Genomic DNA, 16,361 nt, shown 5'->3' on the forward strand with positions numbered 1-16,361 from the left:
CGGCGGCCGGTGGCGGGTTCCTGGCCCGGGGTTCGCCGCGGCCGTGGCGCGCGCGGGGGCTCCGCAGGTTCGCCGGGGCCGGGCTGCCGTGCATGCCGCTCCGGTGGCTGCCCGTGCCCTCCGACAGGTGGCACGGGGGGTAGCGAAGGCCGCGAACGGTCGTCCCGCGCCCGTGGGGGCTGCGCCTCGTCGCCAGGCGTGCGGGGCGGTCCGGACCGGCGCCGCGGCGGCGCCGGCGGTGGCGGCTCCGGCGCCGCGTGACGGGGCGCACCCTCGGGCGGTGGCTGCCGGCGCGGGTGCTTCGGCGGCGGACCGGGAGGCGGTGCCTGTTCGCCGACCGGACCGCGACCCGGCGGCTGTCCGGCCGGTCGCCGGGCCGAAGGAGGACGCGGCGGGTCGTCGGGAAACGGTGTTTCGCCCGCGCTCGGGGCTACCGGACCACCGCGCCGGGGCGAACGGGGATCACGCGGTTCGCGCGGCGGGGGGCCGTCGTGCGGGCTCGTCATGCCGGTCCGGTCCCCCTCGCGATCGCCGCACTGCGAGCGTCGAGCCACGCCTGCAGGATCTCCACCGCCGCGGCCTGGTCGACCACCGCACGCTGCTTCTTGCCCTTGACCCCGCGCTGCGACAACATTCGGCTCGCCGTCACGGTCGTCAACCGTTCGTCGGCCAGTCGCACCGGAACCGTGATCCGTTCACCGAGCCGCTGCGCGTACTCCGCCGCGATCTCGGCGGCGGAACCGTGCCGGTCGGCCAACGTCCTGGGGAGTCCCACGATCACCTCGACCACGTCGTGTTCGGCGACGAGCCCGGCGAGCTCGCCGATGTCGGTATTCCCCTCCGAGTCCCGGGCCAGCGTAACGAGCGGAGTCGCCAGCATGGGCGCGGGATCGCTCAGTGCCACGCCGACACGGACGGAACCGACATCCACGGCGAGCCGACGTCCCGGCCCGGGATCCTCGACCCCGGGCCGGTCCGGTTCCACCGCACTCACCCGTTCGCGAGCGCGTTCCGCAGCGCCGCGATCGCCTGGTCGATACCGGCCGGGTTGCTGCCACCGCCCTGGGCCATGTCCGGTTTGCCGCCGCCCCGGCCGCCGACCGATTCGGCGAACGACGGGACGAGCTTGCTCGCGGCAAGACCCTTGTCGCGAGCAGCAGCCGTGGTGGCGACGACGAAGCTGACCTTCCCGTCCTCGGACGGTGCGAACAGCGCCACGACACCGGGGCGGGAGCCGAGTCGGTTGCGCACCTCGCCCGCGAGCGCGCGCACCCCTGCCGCGTCGATGCCGCCGTCGACCTTCCGCACGACCAGGGCCACGCCCGCGACGTCCTCGGCGCCGTCGGCCAGCGAGCCCGCCGAACCGAGCACCTGCTGGGTCTTGAGCTGCTCGATCTCCTTCTCCGCGCTGCGCAGGCGTGACAGGACGTCCTCGATGCGCTCCGGCACCTGCTCGGCGGGCACCTTCAGCGTGCCGGCCAGCTGCGACACGAGCAGCTGCTCCTTGCGCACCTGCCGGAGGGCGTCGGTGCCGACGAGCGCCTCGACGCGGTGCACACCCGAACCGATCGACGCGTCGGACACGAGCTTGACCAGGCCCAGCTCCCCGATCCGGCCGACGTGAGTGCCGCCGCACAGTTCGCGCGAGTAGTCGCCCATGTCGACCACGCGGACGTCGTTGCCGTATTTCTCGCCGAACAGCGCGATCGCGCCGAGTTCGAGGGCCTTGTCCTTCGTCGTCGTGTACGCCGCCACCTCGACGTCGGTCTGCAGGTAGTCGTTGACCTCTTCCTCGACCTCGGTCAGCACGTCCGAGGACACCGTGCCCGGCGTGGTGAAGTCGAACCGCATCCGGCCGGGCGAGTTCAGCGAACCGGCCTGTGCGGCGCGGTTCCCGTACGCGCCCCGTACCGCGGCGTGCACGAGGTGGGTCGCCGAGTGCGAGCGCGCGACCGACTGCCGCCGCGTCGCGTCGACCGACGCCGTCAGCTCCGTGTCCAGCGCGAGCTCACCACCCGTGACCTCGCCGCGGTGCACGAACAGGCCCGGCACGAGCTTCTGCACGTCGGTGATCGTGACCTCGACGCCGTGCCCCACGAGCACGCCGGTGTCGGCGATCTGACCGCCGCTCTCGCCGTAGAAGGGCGTGCGGTCGAGGATGATCTCCGCCTTGCCCCCCTCGCCGACGACCGACACCGGCCGGCCGTCCGACAGCAGTCCGAGGACCTTCGCCGTGGCCTGCAGATCCGTGTAGCCGAGGAACTGCGTCTCGCCGTGCTGTTCGAGCAACCTCCGGTAGACCGACAGGTCGCCGTGACCCGTCTTGCGGGACGCCGCGTCGGCCTTCGCCCGCTGCCGCTGCTCCTCCATGAGGGTGCGGAAGCCGTCCTCGTCGACCGACAGGCCCTGCTCGGCCGCCATCTCGAGGGTCAGGTCGATCGGGAAGCCGTAGGTGTCGTGCAGCTGGAACGCCTTGTCGCCTGCCAGGATCGACCCGCCGGAACGCTTAGTCTCCTCGGCCGCCAGGTCGAAGATGCGCGACCCGCTGGTCAGGGTCGCCAGGAACGACTCCTCCTCCTGGCGCATCACGTCGCTGATCCGGTCGAAGTCGCGGGCGATCTCCGGGTACGACGGCGCCATCGCGTCCCGCACCACCTGTGCGAACTCCGGCAGCACCGGCTCGTGGACTCCGAGCAGGCGCACGGCGCGGACGATCCGCCGCAGCAACCGGCGCAGCACGTAGCCGCGGGCCTCGTTGCCCGGCGTGACGCCGTCGCCGATGAGCATCGCACCGGAGCGGGCGTGATCGGCGATGACGCGGAACCGCACGTCGTCGGCGTGGTCGGTGCCGTACCGCCGACCGGAGAACTCCTCGGCCCGCGCGATCACCGGGCGCACCAGGTCGGTCTCGTAGACGTTGTCGACGCCCTGCAGCAGGAACGCGACCCGCTCGATGCCCATGCCCGTGTCGATGTTCTTCTGCGGCAACTCACCGATCGGGGCGTGGCCCAGCTTGGGGCTCTGCTCACCGCGGATGTCCTGCATGAACACGAGGTTCCAGATCTCGAGGTACCGGTCCTCGTCGACCACGGGGCCGCCGTCGCGGCCGTACTCCGGGCCGCGGTCGTAGTAGATCTCCGAGCACGGGCCACCGGGGCCGGGCACGCCCATGTCCCAGTAGTTGTCCTTGCCGTCGCGCACCTGGATCCGCTCGGACGGGATGCCGGTGATCTCCCGCCACAGGCCCGCTGCCTCGGCGTCGTGCTCGTAGACGGTCACCCAGAGTCGCGCGGGGTCGAACCCGAGACCGCCGGCGTCCTGCGAGGACGTCAGCAGCTCCCAGGCCCGCTCGATGGCGCCTTCCTTGAAGTAGTCGCCGAACGAGAAGTTGCCCGCCATCTGGAAGAACGTGTTGTGCCGCGTGGTCTTGCCGACCTCGTCGATGTCGCCGGTGCGCACGCATTTCTGCACGCTGGTCGCACGGGGGTACGGCGGCGGCACCTCGCCGAGGAAGTACGGCTTGAACTGGACCATGCCGGCATTGACGAACAGCAGCGTCGGATCGTCCAGGATCAGCGACGCACTGGGAACGCGCGTGTGGCCGTGGTTCTCGAAGTGGTCGAGGAACCGTTTGCTGATTTCGTGTGTTTCCACTGGAGCTTCCTCGCAGAATGTGGCGGCGGTTCCGGCCGGGCGGGTGCACCGGGGTGCTCGCCGGTTCCGGGGTTCCGAGACGGGCATCGCACGCGAGGGTGCGCCGTCGGGAACCGCGCCGCCGGTGGGAGCGGCGGTCTGGTTCGGCAGACCGCCTACGGCGTCGGACCGGGGCGGCGGAGGGCGTGCGCGCAGGCGGGCGGGATGCCCGGTGGCCTCAGCCCTCCGCCCGCGGAGCTCGCGTCCTGCGCTGCGCCGCGGGCCTGCCGCCCTGGCCCTGTCCCTGCTGAGTCCTGCCCTGCTGGCCGGTCTCACCGGCGGGGCGAGCAGGCCGGGACGGCCGCCGGGCGGCCTGTCCGGACGCGCTCGCCTGCGGGGGCGCCGACTCCGGATACGGAACCCGCGCCTGCTGCGCCGGCCTGCCGGGTTCCGGCGGCCGGACGCGTGTCACCGGGCGGTCCACGATCCGATTCAGCTCCTGCTCCCGCTCACTCATACCGGCGCGGACGTCGGCTCCGAACGCGCCGATGGCGCCGGCGAGTTCCCGCACGGCGTCACCCACGTTCGAGGCTACCCCCACCGGAGTGGCTTGACGAGCGGTTTCGCTGGCCTTGCGGGACAGCGTGACGCCCGCCGCCACGCCGACTCCGAGCCAGAACAGGCGTTTCATCGCTTGCTCTTCCTCCCACGCCGGAGCGTGTGCTTGCCGTCCTCGGCCTTCGCCGCGCGACGCGCCTTGATCGCCTTGCTCATGCCGTACGACAGCGCGGCGGTCTTCACCAGCGGGCCGCCGAGCGTCGCGGTGAACACCGACGACAGCGCGGACGCGTTACCGGACACGGTCTGCACATTGGATGTGATGCCGTCGACCCGTTCCAGCTGGGTGTTGACGTGCGTGATCGTGTCGCTGGCCCCGTGCAACAGCGGGTCGGTGTTCTCGTGCGTCTTGCGGATCGCGATCGTGGCTTCGTCGAGCGTACGGCCGAGTTTGACCAGCGCGATCACCAAGAACAGCACCAGCAGCACGAAGGCGCCCGCGGCGACCAGTGCGGCGATCTGCCCTGCCGACACGTGCCCTCCCTATTCATGGATCGGTGAGACGGTCCCTTGGGTCGATGGGACTGTGAGGTTACCGTGCGCCACCCCGTCCGGACCGGCAGCCCTGCCTGTCGGTGACCCAGCGTGTCGCGGCCGTGCGCCGTGCGGGCTCACGCGACCGGTCGCCGCGCGGTGAGCGGGACGCCGCCGGTGGTGGTCACCGGCTTTCGCCGGGGTCCCCGCGTTCGCCACGGACGGTGCGCCGCAGCCGGGGCACCCGCTCGGCCAGCGTGCGCTCGACACCGCGCTGGGTGGGCTCGTAGTAGTCGCGGCCGACCAGTTCGTCCGGCGGGTACTGCTGGGCGAGCACCCCCTCCGGCACGTCGTGCGGATAGCGGTAGCCCTGGGCGTGACCGAGCGCCGCGGCGCCGGTGTAGTGGCCGTCCCGCAGGTGCGGTGGGACCGTGCCCGCACCACCGGCCCTGACGTCGGCGAGCGCACCGTCGATGGCCGCGATGACGGCGTTGGACTTCGGCGCGGTCGCCAGGTGCACGGTCGCCTGCGCCAGCGCCAGCCTGCCCTCGGGCATGCCGATGAACTGCACCGCGTGGGCGGCGGCGACCGCGGACTGCAGTGCCGTCGGATCGGCCATGCCGATGTCCTCGCTGGCGTGCACGACGAGGCGACGGGCGAGGAACCGCGGGTCCTCCCCCGCCTCGATCATCCTCGCCAGATAGTGCACCGCGGCGTCGACGTCCGAGCCGCGGATCGATTTGATGAACGCGCTGATCACGTCGTAGTGCTGGTCGCCGTCCCGGTCGTAACGCACCGCGGCCTTGTCGACGGTGGCCTCGACGGTCGCGAGGTCGATGACGGCCGGTTCGTCGGCGGTCGCCGAGGCGCTCATCGCGTCGGCCGCGGCTTCGAGCGCCGTCAGTGCGCGCCGCGCGTCGCCGGAAGCCAGCCGGACGAGGTGGCCGTGGGCGTCGTCGGCGAGTTCGAACCGGCCTGCCAGTCCGCGCTCGTCGGTGAGGGCGCGGCCGAGCAGGTCGGCGACGTCGTCGTCGGTGAGCGGCCGCAGCTGCAGCACCAGCGACCGGGACAGCAGGGGCGAGACGACCGAGAAGGACGGGTTCTCCGTCGTGGCGGCCACGAGCAGCACCGTGCGGTCCTCGACGGCGCCGAGCAGCGCGTCCTGCTGGGTCTTGGAGAACCGGTGGACCTCGTCGATGAACAGCACCGTGTCCTCGGCGTTGTACTTGCGGCGCCTGCGTGCCTCCTCGATGACGCCGCGGACCTCCTTCACTCCCGCCGACAGGGCGGACAATGCGACGAACCGCCTGCCGGTCGCCGTGGAGACGAGGTTGGCGAGCGTCGTCTTGCCCGTGCCCGGCGGGCCGTAGAGCAGCACCGACGCCGGCGCCGCACCCTCCACGAGCCTGCGCAGCGGGGCACCCTCACCGAGCAGGTGCTGCTGGCCGACAACCTCGTCGAGCGACGCGGGCCGCATCCGCACGGCCAGCGGCGAACCTGGTGGCGGCTGCGACGGGGCCTGCGGCTGGTCCGACACCGGCGGGGGCGCCACGTCCTCGTTCACCGTGAAGAGTTCGTCTTGCTGCACCCCTCGACCGTAATCGGCAGCGCCCGCAGGAGTGACACGACCGGCCCCCGGCCGGCGCCCGCGGCCCGCAGTCCGGTCCGCACGAGGTCACGCGCCACGATGCCCACCGCGTGCGGCACGAGGTCCCTGCCGCGGCGCCAGAGCCACGGCGCTCCTTTACCCAGCAGCCACGCGAGGTGGTCGGCCGTGCCGGAAACGGCGCCACCCGAGCAGCCGAGCGGCACCGGCTCCGGCACGGCCACGCCGGCGTGCGAGAGCGCCTCGGTGATGCCCCGGGCCAGCAGCCGGTGTCCGCGTTCGGACGGATGCAGCCGGTCGACGCTCCAGGAACTCAGGTCGTAGGCACCGGGCAGCAGGTCGAGGTCCACACACAGCGCGCCCCGGCGCGCCACCACGGTGTCGACGGCGCCGTTGAGGGCCGCGACACGCACCGCGTGCGCCCTGCGCAGCGGACCCGGCAGCCGGAAGACCCGACCGTGGTCGTGGAACCGGACCGTGACAACCGTCGTGCCGGCCGCCTGCAGCGCGGTGACCGTGGCGTCGAGATCCTCCGTCAGCGTCGCGGCGTCGAAGTCGGAGCGCAGCGTGTCGTTCATCCCGGCGATCACCACCGCGACGTCCGGTGCCTGCTCGAGCGCCCGCGGCAGCTGGACGGTGCGCACGCAGCCGACACGGGCGCCCGTGAACGAGACGTTGGTGAAGCGTTCGGCCGGCACCCGGAGCGCGGTGGCGACCAGAGGGCCCACTCCCCGCCACGCTCCGCCGGGCAGCGGGTCACCGAGGCCCACGGCGGTGGAATCTCCCAGCACCGCCAGCCTGGCCACCCGCCACGGTCCCGTCCGCTGCTGCGGCGCCGCGACGACCGGCGGCGACGCCGGCACTGCGGGCCGGACGGCGGGCGGGAGAGTGGGTGGGACAGTGGGGCTGCCGGCAGCGCTGCCGGAGCGGTCGAACGGTTCGGCGGTTCGGGGGACGTGATCCGGCTGTACGCGGCTGTCGAGCGTCACACCGGCACCGTCGCGCACCCGTGCGCACCCGCGGTGAGACCCGGGTAACGGCGTGGCTACGGGTGGGCGAACCTTGACGCCGCCCGCATCCACCGCGCCCGCAACTACCGCGGCCGCATCCAGCGCCGCCGGCACCCCGCCAGCACGCACCCGGGCCGGGGTGCAGGCGGGCAGGGATCAGCGGAAGGCCGGGTACAGCGGCAGCTCGAGGTCCGGTCCGAAACGTCCGTCGAGCGCACGGGCGACGGCCTCGGCGTGGGCGGCGACCGCGGCGCCGTCCGCCCCCTCACCGGCGCGGCCCGCGTGCTCGGCCAGGTCGCGCCACCAGGTGACCAGCGCGGCCGCCCGTGCCGTGGCGGTTCCCCGTTCCCGGGTGCGCCCGCGATCACCGTTGTCACGGCCGTCGCCGGAAACCCGGTCCGCTCCGGCGAGCTCGGGCAGCCACCGGCAGGTCGCCTCCCACACCAGCAGCTGGGCGGCATCGGCGAGGTACCGGTCGAGCGTCTCCTCCTCGGCCAGCGACGGCCACAGGTCGGCCACCTCGGCACGCCACGACGTGATCATCGCCTCGCTCACGCCCCGCGGCAGGGCCAGCGGTTCGGGGCCGGACACGAACGGCACCAGCATGTGCGCGGCGTCGACCAGGGCACTGCGTACCCGGCCACGTTCGAAGTCGAGGAACCGCACCCCGTCGCCGGTCACGAGATTGTTGTCGGGCCACAGGTCGACCGGGCTGAACGCGCGGAACGCCGCCGACCGTGCCTGTTCCGCAGCGCGCTGCGCCGCGGCCGCCACGTCGACAGGCGTGTCGATGCCGAGCTCCTCCCCCAGGACCACGGGGGCCTCCGTCGCGGCCTCCACGGGGTCGCAGGCGGGCGGCGCGGACGGCTCGGCCTGGCCGCCGGACTGCGCCTTGCCGAGCCTGCGCAGCAGGGCGTTGAAGTCCGCCTCGCGGTTGGCCGTGCTGAAGTGCATCCTGCCCAGCGACCGCGCCCACGACAGCAGCGCCGTCTCCGCAGCACGTGCGTCCGACCCACTCAACTTGTCCTGCAGCGTCGGCGCCCTGCCCAGGTCGTCGATCACGAGCAGCCGGTGGTCCGCGCTGTGCGCGAGGATCTCCGGGCACGTGCGGTCGTCGGCCGACAGTGCCGTGAACAGCTGATAACTGGCCGCTTCCCTGGCGAACGCGTCGTCCTCGCCGTCGGCGGGCTCGTCCGGATAGTGCTTGATGACGAGCGTGCGGGGCAGCGAGAACGGCGACGACGCCACCCGGGCGCGCACCACCGTTGCCGGACCGCTTCCGGCGAGGTCCTCGGCCTCGACCAGCGAGATCGTGCTGCCGAACCGCTGCGCGAGAACAGCCTCCGCAGCCGTCACCGCAGCCATGGCGGTATCACTGGAGGAAGATTCCGCTCCCGCGCCGACGGTCGAATCATCGGCGGGAGGGGTGTCCACAGTCATTGGCTCCGACCCTACTAGTGCGACGGGAACAGTGACCACAATCCGGTGACCGCAATCCGTGCCACACGGCGACATTCGACCGTGTGGCCGACGCGGTTACGTGCCGGTGAACGGTCGCGGAGTCGGCCGCGTCCCCCGACTGCCGGAACGCAGGCCCCGCAGCCATTCACGGCCCCGGTGTCCGCTACTGGGCGGAACCCTGCTCGGCGCTCTGCGCCGGCTTGGCGGGCTTGGCGTCCACGCCCGCCTCCTTCCGCTGCTGGGCCGTGATCGGCGCAGGCGCGCTGGTCAGCGGGTCGAACCCGCCGCCGGTCTTCGGGAAGGCGATGACGTCGCGCAGCGAGTCGGCGCCGGCCAGCAGCATCACGATGCGGTCCCAGCCGAACGCGATGCCGCCGTGCGGCGGCGGGCCGTACTGGAAGGCGTCGAGCAGGAAGCCGAACTTCTCCTGCGCGTCCTCCTCGGCGATGCCCATGACCTCGAATACGCGCTTCTGCACGTCCGCGCGGTGAATACGGATGGAGCCGCCACCGATCTCGTTGCCGTTGCAGACGAGGTCGTAGGCGTAGGCGAGCGCATTGCCCGGGTCGTCGTCGAACGTGTCGAGCCACTCGGGCTTCGGCGAGGTGAACGCGTGGTGCAGGGCCGTCCACTGCCCGGTGCCGACGGCGACGTCGTCGGTCTCGTCGGCGGCCTCGAACATCGGGGCGTCGACGATCCACACGAACGACCAGGCGTTCTCGTCGATCAGGCCGAGCCGGTCGGCGATCTCGCCGCGCGCCGCGCCGAGCAGGGCGCGCGCGCTGTTCGGCGGGCCCGCGGCGAAGAAAATGCAGTCGCCGGGGTGCGCCCCGACGGCGTCGGCCAGGCCTGCCTTCTCCTCGTCGGAGATGTTCTTGGCCACCGGCCCTGACAGCGTGCCGTCCTCGCCGACCAGCACGTACGCCAACCCCTTGTGCCCGCGCTGCTTGGCCCACTCCTGCCAGGCGTCGAGCGTGCGCCGCGGCTGGTCGGCCCCGCCCGGCATGACGACGGCCCCGACGTAGGGCGCCTGGAAGACGCGGAACGGCGTGTTCGCGAAGAACTCGGTCAGTTCCGTCAGTTCCAGGCCGAACCGCAGGTCGGGCTTGTCCGAGCCGTACTTGGCCATCGCCTCGGCGTAGCTCATCCGGCGGAACGGCGCGGCCAGCTCGACGCCGATCAGCGTCCACAGCGCGCGGACGATCCGCTCGCCGAGCGCGATCACGTCGTCCTGCTCGACGAAGCTCATCTCGATGTCGAGCTGGGTGAACTCGGGCTGCCGGTCGGCGCGGAAGTCCTCGTCGCGGTAGCACCGCGCGATCTGGTAGTAGCGTTCGAGCCCGCCGACCATCAGCAGCTGCTTGAACAGCTGGGGCGACTGCGGCAACGCGTACCAGGATCCCGGCCGCAACCGCGCGGGCACGAGGAAGTCGCGGGCGCCCTCGGGGGTGGATCGCGTCATCGTGGGCGTCTCCACCTCGACGAAGTCCTCGTCGTGCAGCACGTCCCGCGCCACCCGGTTGACGTCGCTGCGCAGGCGCATGTTGCGGGCCTGGCCGTCCCGGCGCAGGTCGAGGTACCGGTGCTTGAGCCGCACCTCCTCGCCGACCTCGAGCCGCTCGTCGACCGGGAACGGCAGTGGCGCCGCCTCCGACAGCACCTCGAGGTCGTTGACGTAGACCTCGAGGTCGCCGGTCGCGATCTCCGGGTTCTCGTTGCCCTCGGGCCGCTTCGACACCTCGCCTGCGACCTTGATGCAGTACTCGGCCCGCAGGTTGTGCGCGCGCTCGGCCATTTCGCCCTCGCGGAACACGACCTGGGCGACGCCGCTCGCGTCCCGCAGATCGACGAAGATCACCCCGCCGTGATCGCGCCGCCTGGCCACCCATCCGGTCAGGGTGACGGTCTGGCCAACGTGCTCGGCACGCAGCGTGCCGGCGTCGTGAGTGCGAAGCACTGCGCAGGGTCCTCTCGGAACGCGAAGGATACGGATCGGTCGGTCGGCGATGCCGCCGACGGCTCAGGTTAACGAACCGCCCGTACCGGATCGCCACCAGGTTTCCCGCCGACCTCGGCCGACGGCGCCCGCGAGTGCAACCCTGACCTCTCGCCTGCCACTCGCTGCCGCCAAGATGTCCCCCGTGCCCCGCGACTTCTCGGACGACGACACGGGTCCGGTACTGCCCGAACCGATCCCGCCCCGCGGCGGGCCTGCCGACCGGCCCGCCGGGCGACCGCTGCCCCGCGACGAGGGCGCGGGCGACGGCGCGGGCGATGGCGGGGGCGATGGCGGGGGCGATGGCGGGGGCAATGGCGAGGTGCCGCGGCGGCCCGCGGCCCGGCGCAGGCCGGGCACCGGACGTGCGGAGGCCCCCGGCCGCCCCCGCGTGTCCGGACACGACGACCGCGGGGCGCCCGCCGGGGACGCCGCCGCTCGCCGGGAGCGCCGCGAATCCCGCGAGCCCCGCGAGCTGCAGTCACGTTCCGGCAGCTCGCGTGGGCCGGAACGTGATGCGCGCCGCCCCGGTTCCGAGCCCTATCCCGCACGGCGCCGCGAACCGGGACGGCAGGGCAGGACGGCCCTGTCCGGCGAGCGCGCACCGTCACCCGGCGCCGCTGCCGCACACGGACACGGACACGGACACGGACACGGACACGGACACGGACACGAGCCTGCGACACCGGCGTCTCGCCCCGTGCGGATCCTGCTGGCGTCACTGCTCGCACCGTTCGCGCTCGCCGCGCTGGCGGCCGTGGTGCTGCTGTACCCGTGGGGCGAACCGGACGTCACCGGGCACGCGGTGGGTGAACCCGTCCACGGGGACGTGGTCGCCTCGGAACTCGGGCCGTGTCTGTCGCCGGGGCAGGTGCAGGTCGGCGATCCGGGTGACCGCGGGCAGTGCCAGACGGTGGAGATCACGCTCACCGACGGACCCGCCGACGGCCTCACGATCACGCAAAATCTGCCCGCGGGCGACGGCAACCCGCGGTTCGCCGCGGGCGACGCCGTCGTGCTGGCCTACAGCGGCGCCGATCCGCAGGCCGGCTCCTCCTACCAGGTGCAGGATTTCCAGCGCGGACTGCCACTCGCGCTGCTGGCGGGCCTGTTCGCGCTCGCGGTCGTCGTGCTGGGGCGATGGCGGGGTGTCGCGGCACTGGGCGCGCTCGCCGTGACCGCCGGGATCATCGGCCTGTTCGTGCTGCCGTCGATCCTGCACGGCGGCGATCCGCTGCTCGTGGCGATCGCGGGCGCGGGGCTGATCATGTTCGTCGCGCTGTACACGACGCACGGCCTGTCGGCGCGCACGTCCGCCGCAGTGCTCGGGACGATGGTGAGCCTGACGCTGATCGGCGTGCTCGCCGCGGTGTTCGCGGGCGCGGCACGCCTGACCGGCCTGGACGAGAGCACCTCCACGCTGATCGGTTCGCTCGGCCACGCCGTCGACGCACGGGGGCTGCTGCTGGCCGGGATCGTCATCGGCGCGCTCGGCGTGCTCGACGACGTCACGGTCACGCAGGCGAGCGCCGTGTGGGAACTGCACCGTGCCGATCCGCGCCAGTCCTGGCGGGAGCTGTACGGCGCCGCGCTGCGCATCGGGCGCGCCCACGTCGGATCCGCCGTCAACACGCTGGTGATGGCCTACGCCGGCGCGGCCCTGCCCACACTGCTGCTGGCGTCGCTGTCGGATGTCGGACTCGGCTCCGTCCTCACGTCGCAGGAACTCGCGGCCGAGATCGTGCGGACGCTCGCGGGCAGCATCGGCATCATCGCGGCCGTGCCGGTGACGACGCTGCTCGCCGCCCTGATCGTCGTGCGCGAGACGAACCACGCCGCCCCCACCACGGCAGCGACGCCACGGACCCGGCCGGACCGGGCGGACAGTGCACCGAGCGACCGAGACCGCGCAGACAGGGACCACACAGCCCCGAGCGACGGAGCGCCGGCGGACGACGACCCGGGCGGTGCGCGCTCGCCGGAACCGCGCGGCGGCCAGGCCGGCTCCGGCCGCGGTCCCGCCCGGCCCGATCGTCACACCGGTCACATGCGTGACCACTGATCACACCAGCCACACGATCGGAGGGCGCCGCGCGTCACGGCCGCGGGGTGGGGTACGAACAGCGACGACCTCCCCACCCTCCGAGCGGAGACGCCATGCCGGATCCGGAGCCACCATCCGACGCGCAGTCCCATCCCGAACCGCCACCCGCGGGGCCGTCGCGCAGCGACTCGGCGCACGCGCCGCCGGTCGCCGCGCTCATGGCCCGGTCGCTGAGCTTCGCCCGGCGGTTCCTCGTGCCACCGGTTATCGGTGCCGTTCCCGCGGCCGCCGTCCCGGCATGCGCCCTCCGGCGAGTGACCGACGTGGCCCGCGGGGCCGCCGCACTGGTGCATGGCGTGGCCGCCGTCCCCGAGGCGGCCCGCGCACTTCGCGAGCTGCGCGAGACCGCCTCACAGCTGGAGCGGCTCGCCACGTTCGCCGCGGGTGAGCTGCCCGAGGCGGTGTACCAGCTCGAATCGATCCGCCGTCAGCTCGACGGGTTGCGACAGCAGCTCACCGCTATCGAACTGCACCTCACGGCGCTGCACCCGGTGCGGTCCCCGGCCGACGACCAGGACGGCAGTGACCCCGGTGACAGCGACCCCGGCCGGCGGCACTGATCCGGGCGGCAGTGGCCCGGACGGCAGTGGTCCCGGTGACAGCGACCCCGGCGGCCGACGACCGGGGCCGCGGTGATCTCCACGGTCCCGGCGACGACGGGACCGGCGACGCGACGCCGCCACGGATCACTCCAGTGACGCGACGAACCGGCTCACGGCCTCCATCGTGAACCGCTGCGCGAGTTTGCCCTGGGGTGCGAGCGAGGCGATGCGGTACAGCGGCCGGTCCGCCGCCGCGTCACCGCGAGCCTCGGACCGCAGCTGTGCCACGAGCAGCTCGGAGAAGACGAGACCGTTGGCCTCGGTGTTGTCGGCCAGCGCGTCCGCGAGCCGTCGCAACGCCAGGATGCCGAGCTCGCGGCCACCGGTTCCGGCGTAGATCGCGAGGTCGACCTTCACGGCCTTGTTCGACTCCGAGGTCACCAGCAGGCTGACGGTGCGTGATCCGCGCACGTCGCTGAGCAGCAGCTCGATCCGCGGCGCGGCGACCAGGTCGACGCGGCGACTGCCCCAGCTGCGCATGATCACGGTCCGGCCTTCGAGCCAGACCTGCCGCCGCGCGTTGGACACCACCACGAACGCCAGCGCGGCGGCGACGATCCCGGCAACGGCCAGGCCGGTGGTCAGACCGCCGATCAGTCCCGCCACCCCGCCGAACGCCGCGGCGAACAGGACCACACCCACCATGCCGGCGGCGGTGCGCTTGCGCCGCAGCTTGGCGTCCTGGCCGTAGAGGACGATCCGCTCGGGCTCGCGCGCACGGCCGGGCGCACCGTCGCCCGTGTCCCCGTCGCCTCTGTCCCGGGCGCCCCTGTCCCCGTCGCCTCTGTCCCCGGCGCCCCTGTCCCCGGCGCCGGTCGCGTCGCCGTCGCGACCGGCGTCCCGGTCGTGCCGGCCACCGGTCACGTCGGGCAGGTCCGGGTCGGTCGGCTCCGGTTCGCTCATGATCGCCTCTCTCCGGTCTCTCCGTCCGGTGCCGTTCCGCGTGCCGCGCCGGGAGCACTGGGCCGTCCCGCTCCGTCACCGACACCGTCACCCGCGGCGTCACCCGCGCCGCCGCTTGCGCCCGCGACGCCGCCGGCTGTGTCAGCGCCGTCCGCGTCCGCAGCGCCGGCCAGCCAGGGGTTCGACACCTTCTCCTGTCCCATGGTCGTACTCCGGCCGTGCCCCGGCAGCAGCACCGCGGCGTCGTCGAGGGCCGCAGTCAACATCGCCAGCGATCGGCGCAACGCCACGGGATCCCCGCCGGGCAGGTCGGTACGGCCGGCCGAGCCGGGCAGCAGCGTGTCGCCGGTGATCGCGACCTGTCCGCCCTCCTCGGTGACGAGCCGGAAGACGACCGAACCTCCGGTGTGGCCCGGCGTGTGCAGCGCCTCGATCCGCAGCCCGGCCACGTCCAGGACCGTGCCCGCCTCGCCGGCGCGTTCGCCGAGTTCCCGCACCGTGTCCGGTTCGGACCACGGCCGGTCACCCAGCCCGGCAGCGAGCTCGTGGTTCAGCCCGAGCCAGGGGCTGCGCAGCAGCGGCCGGTCCTCCGGCCGGATCCAGACCGGGACGTCGTAGGTGCGCGCGGCTTCGGCGGCGCCGTGCACGTGGTCCGGATGACCGTGCGTGGCCAGGATCGCGGCGGGTGTCAGTCCGTGCTCGGCCATTGCTCGGTCGAGTGGCGCATGCGCGCCCTCGCCGGGGTCGACGACCACGCACGGACCGCCGGGACCGGGCGCGAGCAGGTAACAGTTCGCCTGGAACGTCCCGGCCGGGAATCCTGCGACCAGCACGTTCTCACCTCCGCGTCCGCGACGTCCCCAGCCTAGCGGCCCCTGTACCGGGGTCTTACAGACCGTGCCCATAGACTGCCGCCAGCCAACACGTGGGTGAACGAGGAGGCCAGGTGGGGACCAACCAGCAGCGCCGGGAGGCAGCGAAGCGCAAGCTGGAACGGCAGCTCGCTCGCAGGGCCGAACGCGCGAAGCGACGCAAGATCATCGGCATCGGGGCGGCCGTCGGCGTCGTCGTCCTGGCCGCGGGTCTCATCGTCGTGTTCACCGGCCAGGACGAGGACGAGGGCGCCGCGAACGCGCAGGGCGAGGCGAGTTCGAGCGCAGCGCCGTCGGACAACGCAGCCCCGTCGGAGGACGTCTCCATCCCCACGCAGCGCGTCGAGCCTGTCGAACGCAGCGAACCGTTGCCGAACCCGACGACCTGCGAGTACCCCGAGAACGGTCAGGCCGCCAAGCAGGTCAACGCGCCGAACGGGCAGAACGTCCCTTCCGAGGGCACCGTCGACATCACGCTGTCCTCGACCGCGGGCGACATCCCGATCACGCTCGACCGCTCGCTGGCCCCGTGCACGGTCAACAGCTTCGAGAGCCTCGTCGAGCAGGACTACTACACCGACACCGCGTGCCACCGGCTCGGCACACAGGGCCTGCAGATGCTGCAGTGCGGTGATCCGACGGGGCAGGGCTCGGGCGGTCCCGGCTACACCTTCGCCGACGAGACGCACCAGGGCCTGAAGTACGGCCGCGGCATCCTCGCGATGGCCAACGCCGGGCCCGACACCAACGGCAGCCAGTTCTTCATGGTCTACGGCGAGGCGGAGCTGCCGCCGGACTACACGGTCTTCGGCTCGATCTCCGACGAGGGGCTGAAGGTGCTGGACAAGGTCGCGAAGGCCGGCCATGACGGCTCGCTCGATCCCTCCCCCGGCGGCGGTAAGCCGAACACCGAGGTCCGCTTCACCGACGTGAGCATCAACGGCTGATGGCCCTGCCCGGTCCCCGCCACCTTGCGCGGCCGGGGCCGGAAGGCCACGCCGGACCGAAGAAAGCCCCCAGGGGCACCTTCGTTGCGTTGAACGCAACGAAGGTGCCCCTGGGGGCGTCGGGACCCCTGGGCG

Annotated in this window: 12 protein-coding genes and 1 pseudogene; 3 read left to right on the forward strand and 10 right to left on the reverse strand. The window is 72.9% G+C overall.

Features of this window, described 5'->3' with window-relative positions; translation table 11 throughout:
* Positions 1-502: 502 nt before the first annotated feature.
* From ruvX to aspS, 8 genes and pseudogenes are all read right to left on the reverse strand, one after another.
* Positions 503-994, reverse strand: coding sequence for a Holliday junction resolvase RuvX (gene ruvX, locus LY12_RS23800; RefSeq protein ID WP_253859709.1), 492 nt, complete (start codon positions 992-994; stop codon positions 503-505).
* A complete protein-coding gene (alaS, locus tag LY12_RS23805) occupies positions 991-3,654 on the reverse strand; it encodes an alanine--tRNA ligase (protein ID WP_253859710.1) in 2,664 nt (887 codons plus the stop codon). The genes ruvX and alaS overlap by 4 nt, the downstream gene beginning before the upstream one ends.
* Positions 3,655-4,075: 421 nt before the next feature.
* Positions 4,076-4,324 (reverse strand): annotated as a pseudogene (locus LY12_RS23810) (hypothetical protein); the annotation flags it as partial.
* Positions 4,321-4,725 (reverse strand): DUF948 domain-containing protein, encoded by a 405-nt coding sequence (locus LY12_RS23815; protein ID WP_253859711.1) that lies wholly within the window; start codon positions 4,723-4,725, stop codon positions 4,321-4,323. The gene LY12_RS23815 and the pseudogene LY12_RS23810, both read right to left, overlap by 4 nt.
* 184 nt (positions 4,726-4,909) lie before the next feature.
* A complete protein-coding gene (locus LY12_RS23820; RefSeq protein WP_253859712.1) occupies positions 4,910-6,313 on the reverse strand; it encodes a replication-associated recombination protein A in 1,404 nt (467 codons plus the stop codon).
* A complete protein-coding gene (locus tag LY12_RS23825; RefSeq protein WP_372493628.1) occupies positions 6,286-7,122 on the reverse strand; it encodes an SGNH/GDSL hydrolase family protein in 837 nt (278 codons plus the stop codon). Before LY12_RS23825 ends, LY12_RS23820 begins: the two co-directional genes overlap by 28 nt.
* Before the next feature lie 375 nt (positions 7,123-7,497).
* The gene (locus LY12_RS23830; RefSeq protein WP_253859714.1) at positions 7,498-8,781 is read right to left on the reverse strand and encodes a phosphotransferase; all 1,284 of its coding nucleotides are present in this window, start codon (positions 8,779-8,781) and stop codon (positions 7,498-7,500) included.
* 184 nt (positions 8,782-8,965) lie between these two features.
* Positions 8,966-10,759, reverse strand: coding sequence for an aspartate--tRNA ligase (aspS, locus tag LY12_RS23835; RefSeq protein ID WP_253859715.1), 1,794 nt, complete (start codon positions 10,757-10,759; stop codon positions 8,966-8,968).
* Between the two features lie 739 nt (positions 10,760-11,498).
* Here aspS and LY12_RS23840 point away from each other — a divergent pair.
* Both LY12_RS23840 and LY12_RS23845 read left to right on the forward strand, forming a co-directional pair.
* A complete protein-coding gene (locus tag LY12_RS23840; RefSeq protein ID WP_253859716.1) occupies positions 11,499-12,860 on the forward strand; it encodes a YibE/F family protein in 1,362 nt (453 codons plus the stop codon).
* Positions 12,861-12,955: 95 nt separating this feature from the next.
* Positions 12,956-13,462 (forward strand): hypothetical protein, encoded by a 507-nt coding sequence (locus tag LY12_RS23845; RefSeq protein ID WP_253859717.1) that lies wholly within the window; start codon positions 12,956-12,958, stop codon positions 13,460-13,462.
* Between the two features lie 126 nt (positions 13,463-13,588).
* On the opposite strand, the gene LY12_RS23850 is transcribed toward LY12_RS23845, so the two are convergent.
* Together LY12_RS23850 and LY12_RS23855 are read right to left on the reverse strand one after the other, a co-directional pair.
* Entirely contained in the window at positions 13,589-14,407 is an 819-nt protein-coding gene (locus tag LY12_RS23850) for a hypothetical protein (protein ID WP_253859718.1), read from the reverse strand.
* The gene (locus LY12_RS23855; protein ID WP_308292164.1) at positions 14,404-15,240 is read right to left on the reverse strand and encodes an MBL fold metallo-hydrolase; all 837 of its coding nucleotides are present in this window, start codon (positions 15,238-15,240) and stop codon (positions 14,404-14,406) included. The genes LY12_RS23850 and LY12_RS23855 overlap by 4 nt, the downstream gene beginning before the upstream one ends.
* Before the next feature lie 113 nt (positions 15,241-15,353).
* On the opposite strand from LY12_RS23855, the gene LY12_RS23860 reads away from it, so the two are divergent.
* Positions 15,354-16,226 carry a peptidylprolyl isomerase gene (locus tag LY12_RS23860; protein ID WP_253859719.1) on the forward strand — a complete coding sequence of 291 codons (873 nt, stop codon included), beginning with the start codon at positions 15,354-15,356 and terminating at the stop codon, positions 16,224-16,226.
* The last annotated feature ends 135 nt before the right edge of the window (positions 16,227-16,361 follow it).

The sequence above is a fragment of the Prauserella alba genome, from assembly GCF_024171735.1.
GTDB classification, from domain to species: domain Bacteria; phylum Actinomycetota; class Actinomycetes; order Mycobacteriales; family Pseudonocardiaceae; genus Prauserella; species Prauserella alba.